This is a genomic window from Arthrobacter sp. MDT2-34-1 (assembly GCF_059091365.1).
On sequence record NZ_JBNHGO010000171.1, the window covers coordinates 1 to 395 of the forward strand.

The following is a 395-nucleotide window of genomic DNA, read 5'->3' on the forward strand; positions in this document are numbered from 1 at the left end:
GGCAATGGCCACGAGCAGGCACAGTGCCAGCAGGATCCAGCGGGCCGTGGTCAGGAAACTGGCGAGCCCCACCGCGCCGGCATCCAGCGTCCCGGCGGCGAGGACGCCGTCGATCATGACGTTCTCCCACAGGTCGACGATGGCGAACAGAATCGGCACGGCCCACATCGCCCAGCGGATGCCGCGGCTGCGGACATATTCATTGATGAGCAGCATCCAGGTGAACGCGAAGATCAGCGGGAACAGGGTGCCCGCGGTCTTGTGGACGAAGCCGAGCTGCCCGCGGTCCGCCTCGTCCAGGACGCCGCGCAGCTGCTCGATGTACGCGGCGTCGTAGCCGCCGATCAGTGAGTCCGGCATGGCCAGGCCCTCGCTGAGCTGGGTCATCTGGTTCA

The 395-nt window shown here is 67.1% G+C and carries 1 pseudogene; it reads right to left on the bottom strand.

The features are described from left to right. A pseudogene (locus AC5RVV_RS18225) lies at positions 1–395 on the bottom strand (hypothetical protein); the annotation flags it as partial.